A 6224-nucleotide genomic window follows, 5' to 3' on the forward strand; every position below is an offset into this window, starting at 1 on the left:
AAACTTACTGCAACTTCTCCCCTGCTCCCCATCCTCCCCTAAAACTGAGGAGTATCTTAGAAATAGAAGTTTAATTCTTGTTAGGTGGCGATCGTGAATACAGAGGAATTCCTGCGATTGATCGAAAAGCAGCGCCCATGTCCTCAGACACTACCAAAAGGGCTGCAAGCAATGTGGTATGACAATAAAGGTGATTGGAACAAAGCTCATGAAATAGTTACAGATGCCAGCGATGCTGACAGTGCCTGGGTTCATGCTTATCTGCACCGCAAAGAAGGCGATTTGAAAAATGCCCATTACTGGTATCAACGCAGTGGTCAGCCAGCATTTTCAGGAGAACTAAGCCAGGAATGGGAACAAATAACTTCTGTATTGCTAAAGAAGGTCAACGCGACGCATGAATGCTGAAGAATTAAAAAGGCGTTTTGCCGCAGGAGAAAGATATTTTCCAGCCGTCAACTTGAGTAGTAACAAGCTGATTGGAGCCGATTTGCCTGGAATTAATTTATGGGGATCTGACTTAAGTGGAGTTAACCTAGCTAAAGCTAAACTCTGGGGAGCAGATTTGAGTAGTACTAATTTAGCCAAAGCGAATTTGACCAGAGCTAATTTGAGCGGTGCCAATCTGAATGAAGCAAATCTCCGGGGAGCAAAACTCAACTATGCCAAGTTGTATGGAGCGAATCTAACTGGCGCTTACTATGATGAAAGTACGCGGTTTTCTAGAGGTTTTGACCCCATCAGTAGAAATATGCGGAAGGTGTAGGGAGCAGGGGAGCAGGGGAGCAGTTGCAGTATAGTTTTTCCCCTCTGCCCCTCTGCCCAATCCCCAATCTCCTTTAAATAACTGATAAATGTTGATGTGAACCATCCAACACAGACGATATCAACATTTGTTCAAAGACTTTGGAAAGAGCAGTTTGAAAACGCTGACGGTGTTTGATTTTGAAAAAAGGTCGAATTATTTCTGCGTAGGCGTAGCCCGCCGTAGGTATCACACCGTTGCTTTCTCGATTATCAATAACTCGAATTGCCCGCAGACTCCCTAACTGGATTTCTTTTTTTACCATCAACTCAGAAATTCCAGTTGCACCTACGCCATTTTCAATAGCGGCTTTTGCCATCTCACCACTGGTGAACACTAAAATTACATTCAGTTCGCTGAGGTTGATCCCCCAATTTTGCAACGCTTCCTCAAACCTTTGTTGTGTTCCAGATTCCCGCACTCGCATCACCCACGGAGTCTGAGTTAATTGGCTTAAATCAACTTCTCCCCACTCAAACCAAGGGTGTTTTTGACCAACCACAATTTGCAAGCGATCGCTAGCTACTATTTCATAGTCTAAAGTATTCTGAAGCGCTGGCTTCACATCTCCTTCCACCAAACCTAAATCAAACTGCCCCATCGCTGTACCGACACAAATCGTTTCTGCATTGGCTAGGGTACAGTCAATCTGGATACCAGGATATTGGCTCTTAAACTCACTAATCTTACTTGGTAGCCAGTAGTTGCCAATTGTCAGACTTGACCCTAATTTCAATTCACCCCGTTGCAGATTGTTCAATTCTCGCAATCCCCTTTCTGTCAAGGAAACCTGATCGAGAATTTTCTGCGCTTCCACTTGCAGTAATTTACCTGCCTCAGCAATCTCGATATGGCGACCAATCCGATGGAATAGTTTCACACCGTATTCTTGCTCTAAGTTGTGAATCGCTGCACTGACGGCAGGTTGTGTAATATAAAGCTCCTCTGCTGCGCGAGTAAAGTGTAAGTTGTGCGCCACAGCCAGAAATATTTTTAGCTGCTCAAGCGTCATTCCTGCCATTTATCGTATCCCTACAACTTGATGTCAAAATTTTAATCACTTTCATTTATCATTTTGACAAATAAAAGCATTTGATTCTATCGGTTAATTTGACTAAAGTATAAATCAAGGCTTCGGCACGGACTCAAACGGCCAAGTAGAGAGCAGAGGGAAATGCCCAATGCCCAAGCATGAAAATAAGGACATCCACAAATGAACGATTTAGCAACTGCAATTACCACAGGGATTACCGCATTCACTGCCACCAACATTGATGATATTGTCATACTGACGTTGCTTTTTTCACAAATAAGCAAAACGTTTCGCAGTCGTCACATCCTTGCTGGTCAGTATCTCGGTTTTGCAGCATTGATCGTTGCTAGTCTTCCTGGTTTCTTCGGTGGACTAATCATCCCGCAGGACTGGATTAGACTACTTGGGTTAATGCCAATAATCATTGGTATGAGCAGTTTACTAAAACGCGAAGAGGATTCACCAGAGGAAGCCGAAGAAGAAACCGAGCCGTCTTGTCCATCTGTCGTTAAGAGTTTTCTCTCTCCGCAAACTTGCAATGTAGCCGCGATCGCATTTGCCAATGGTAGTGATAATATCAGCGTCTACGTGCCTCTGTTTGCCAACTCAGAATTAGATAGTCTGCTGGTGATCCTAAGTGTATTTTTTGCAATGGTGGGTGTATGGTGTTATACCGCTTATAAGTTAACCTACTTACCTGCGATCGCCAACTTTTTAACTGAAAATGGTAACACTTTTGTACCTTGTATATTAATTGGTTTGGGCGTGTTTATTGTCACGGAAAATGTTACCTGGACTCTTTTATCTGTAGTTTCTAGTTATATATTCTCATTAATTTTAGGTTTCAATACTCAGCCGTCGAGTGAAGAACAAGAAAAATTAAGTGTCTAATAAAGAGGTGCATCATCAATTTTCTGAGCAAAACGAATTCTAAACGGTAAAATATCTTATCCATCAACAGGAATCAAAACATGAAAATCTGGAAATCTCTGCTAATTGTTTTAATGATTGTCACTAATCTAGCCTTTGCTCAACCTTCTTTTGCTGATAGACCGAAATTTAGCAAAAACCCTGATTACATCGAAGTCACTAAAGCACTTCAGCAACTCTCGCAGACAAAAGATACTCAAACTCAAGTTGAAGACCTGACACCAGAAGAAATTAAAAAAAGAACCGAGGAATTAACACTGCAAAAATATGCTTTAGAAACGGGAATCAATTGGGGTCAATGCAACAACCAAACAGGTAATACCATAGCGGTATACGGTAAAAGACCAAATGATGAAGAAGATGAAGATGCCGTATACGAGAATAGTCTATATTTTCTAGCTGATGGTCAATCCACAAAAAATAACTGGGATTGTGATGGCATCTATCTACCGAATGATGCCCAGGTAGCAAATTTCACTTCTAGTCCTAATGGGCAAGGTGAAGAATTGACAGGAGCGGCGGCTCTGAAGATCCTTGATGGAACTCAGTTGGTAATTAAGAGGAATCTAGATACTGCTGCGATTGAATTGAATGTCCCGACTGTAAAAGTTCTTAACAGCAAAGAGGCTAACTGGTTTATCCCAGATATATCGCAGGATCTGATAAATACACGAGTTCCTAATGCGCCTAGCAATCAGTCTTGAAATAGAACTGCATAGTCTATTTTTGAAATGATTGTTCTGAATTTAAATAGGGTAACAGCCAAAATCAGAGAAAAACAGGACAAACACTGGTGAAACATCTCTCCGATCTTGGCTATTTTTTTTGAGTTTATCTATCCTAAATTTTAGGCTTGTTTTATTTTCATATCTGCATTAAGATAAATTTTGTAAAAAATGTACAATCACAACAGGCATATTTCAGTAGCGCAACTATTGCGCTGGGTGCAAGTAATCTGGAAAGATATTTCCTACTACCTCCGCATTTTTTTGATAAGAGCCGCTTTGGGGATAAAGGTGTTATTGATGCAGTTAAAATTGAAACCTACAGAAGAAGATAAAGATAAAAAAAAGCCAGGAAGACTGAATCCATCCAGAATCCGAGATCATTTGGCAAATGAGCGTACCTACCTCGCTTGGATGCGGACAGGGATCGCTCTTTTAGGTTTTGGTGTCGTTATTGTGCGTTTGCGTGCCTTCCAAGTACCTTTGATACCCCGTCCTGGCAATGGCTGGAAGTTAGGTTTAGTTTTCTCGCTAGTGGGTTTAATTACGGTGTGGCTTTCAACGTCACACTATTTTGCTGTCCGTCGTGATATCGAAGAAGATACTTACGAACCAACAGACAGATGGGTATTGCTGTTCAGTCTCGCTGTGATGATTCTGGGAACTGGGGTAATCTATTTTGTTTTTACAACTTCTTTAGATCCAATGAGTCCACTTATCCCTGAGTAATACATCAGAATTCAGAATTCAGAATTTAGAATTCAGGAGTAAAACACGCTTTACAGCTTGGTAACAGACTTAGCTTGTATACATCACCAATTTGAAATCTGCTGTAATATTTTTAAAATCGGATCTTATACACCTCGAATAATTCCCCTGATTTATGCGTTACGACTTTAGCACCAGCGGTCTTAATCGTTTTTTCCCACTTAGCCAAAGGCTCTAAAAACACCTCAGCCCCTAAATAGGTTTCCAGAACTGCCCAATCTTCTGCTAAGGGCTGTTCTGGGTTGAGAACGTCAAATACAAAATGTCCACCTGGCTTTAACACCCGTTTGACTTCTGCTAGTACAGCATCCCAATATTCGAGGGGAAAATAGCAGCTAAATCCGGTGGCGATCGCTAAATCAAATTGCTCTGATGGATAGTTTAACTGATGAGCTGCTCCCAACTCAACCCCTTTGAACAGCTTAGAATTCAACTGTGGCCCACGAGAATTCAGGGTATCGCGTGCCACATTACTGATTTCTTGCCCATGAAAAAATGCTTGCCAATCCCGCCAAGGATAGATTAAAAAGCTGATCCCACAGCCAATATCTATACAGTGTTGGTTTTTTTGAGGTTTAGCAATTTCCCAGAAGGGGGAAGCAATTCTCCCTGAGAAACTCCCAGCAATCCACTCGTGGAATATCGGCATCGCCTGTACTTCTGCTGGAAGTTCAAAGGTTTCACGTTGATACTCTCGGTTAAAGCGATAGGCTATTTGGGCTAATCTTTCGTCCCAGTGGCTTGATTTGGGTGAACTAAAGAGATTTTGAAACTGAGAATCGGACTTTTTAGACATTTAGGTTTTTGCTACTCTTTCTAAGAATTGTAGTCAAATTCGCAAAGCGATCGCCTACAGCAGGCGGGTACGCCATCGCACCCCCATCCAATCTCCTGCTAAGGTTTGTCATTGGTCATTGGTACTAATGACCAATGACCAATGACAAATGACTACTACTCAACCTTTTCATACCAGATACCTACTTTCTCAAAAGCACCATAAGCAAGCTTCAGAAAATTCACTATTCTCTGTTTCCCAATTATCCCAAATTCTTTATACTCTCTAGCCTCTGCAAAAGTCAGGCGATTTTGGTCAATTATGTTTCTTTCTCTGTATGCTAACTTCGGAAAATCTATAACTTTTATCTGATATTTATTTACTATGTTCTGATAGTTGGAGTCTGACTCTAAATGCTCCCAATCATCACACAGCCCTAAATTCCTCACCAGAATATGAGGGATTTTATCACCGTAAGTATTCACTGACTGAGCAAACAGGTTGATGCTGTCGTATCCTCCTGTCGATACAAACCATTTGCAAAACAGAACTCCCTGCGAACTTCCTAGTTCAAGTAATTGATTAGATTCAATCCACCCTTGTACTGCTCTATGCGATTGTGCGGCTAAATTCACAATTACTGGCTTCTCTATCGCCCACTCAAATATTCTATCTGCCTTATTTGCCTGTCGTTCATTCTCGCTAAACACAGCATATTTACATATCTCCTTATATACCCCTGCGACATCTGGATTCGATCTATCTGTTTCCACTGGTACAAATGGGATTCTCTTATCCAAACAATACTGAATCATTGTCCTGGCAAAGAGAGACTTTCCTACCCCGCCTTTTTCACCATCCACAAAATGAATCGTCGGCATTACAGCCACCTCTAATAGTTATTAAAGTCTGATATATCTTTCCCAAACTAAGAACTTTTTGGCCATTGCCCCCAAGTATTTTGGTGGTTTTACGAGAAAGTATAACCGTGATTTGGATATATTCCAACAGTCTCATTTTACACAGGCAAAGTCCGTCTGCGCGGACTAAGACAAAACAAGAGGCTTAAGCCCCTTGTTGTAAGTTGATTGAGACAGGACTTACGCAACTGGCACAGTGCGATCGCAACCTTATAGTACAAATATATTATTAAGAAGAGACGTGCCAAGACGGTATTGCTTAGATTAG

The 6224-nt window shown here is 41.4% G+C and carries 8 protein-coding genes; 5 read left to right on the forward strand and 3 right to left on the reverse strand.

Annotated features, from left to right (window positions below; genetic code table 11):
• Positions 1-93 precede the first annotated feature (93 nt).
• Both V7K44_RS24565 and V7K44_RS24570 read left to right on the forward strand, forming a co-directional pair.
• On the forward strand, positions 94-408 hold the full coding sequence (locus tag V7K44_RS24565) for a hypothetical protein (protein ID WP_334935279.1): 315 nt from the start codon (positions 94-96) through the stop codon (positions 406-408).
• A complete protein-coding gene (locus V7K44_RS24570; RefSeq protein WP_094350904.1) occupies positions 398-766 on the forward strand; it encodes a pentapeptide repeat-containing protein in 369 nt (122 codons plus the stop codon). Before V7K44_RS24565 ends, V7K44_RS24570 begins: the two co-directional genes overlap by 11 nt.
• A 73-nt stretch (positions 767-839) precedes the next feature.
• Here the strand turns inward: V7K44_RS24570 and V7K44_RS24575 are convergent, their stop codons facing one another.
• Positions 840-1826, reverse strand: a complete 987-nt coding sequence (locus V7K44_RS24575; RefSeq protein WP_334935281.1) for a LysR substrate-binding domain-containing protein — start codon at positions 1824-1826, stop codon at positions 840-842.
• Between the two features lie 192 nt (positions 1827-2018).
• On the opposite strand from V7K44_RS24575, the gene V7K44_RS24580 reads away from it, so the two are divergent.
• From V7K44_RS24580 to V7K44_RS24590, 3 genes are all read left to right on the forward strand, one after another.
• Positions 2019-2729 carry a cadmium resistance transporter gene (locus V7K44_RS24580; RefSeq protein ID WP_334935283.1) on the forward strand — a complete coding sequence of 237 codons (711 nt, stop codon included), beginning with the start codon at positions 2019-2021 and terminating at the stop codon, positions 2727-2729.
• Between the two features lie 80 nt (positions 2730-2809).
• Positions 2810-3472, forward strand: coding sequence for a hypothetical protein (locus V7K44_RS24585; RefSeq protein WP_334935285.1), 663 nt, complete (start codon positions 2810-2812; stop codon positions 3470-3472).
• A 192-nt stretch (positions 3473-3664) separates the two neighbouring features.
• The gene (locus V7K44_RS24590; protein ID WP_334935287.1) at positions 3665-4222 is read left to right on the forward strand and encodes a YidH family protein; all 558 of its coding nucleotides are present in this window, start codon (positions 3665-3667) and stop codon (positions 4220-4222) included.
• A gap of 112 nt (positions 4223-4334) precedes the next feature.
• Here the strand turns inward: V7K44_RS24590 and V7K44_RS24595 are convergent, their stop codons facing one another.
• Both V7K44_RS24595 and V7K44_RS24600 read right to left on the reverse strand, forming a co-directional pair.
• Positions 4335-5057: a class I SAM-dependent methyltransferase gene (locus V7K44_RS24595; RefSeq protein WP_334935289.1), complete on the reverse strand. Its 723-nt coding sequence runs from the start codon at positions 5055-5057 to the stop codon at positions 4335-4337.
• Between the two features lie 155 nt (positions 5058-5212).
• Entirely contained in the window at positions 5213-5917 is a 705-nt protein-coding gene (locus tag V7K44_RS24600; RefSeq protein ID WP_322638385.1) for a mobilization protein, read from the reverse strand.
• Between the last annotated feature and the right edge of the window lie 307 nt (positions 5918-6224).

The sequence above is a fragment of the Nostoc sp. genome (genome assembly GCF_036917235.1).
Taxonomy (GTDB): Bacteria; Cyanobacteriota; Cyanobacteriia; order Cyanobacteriales; family Nostocaceae; genus Nostoc.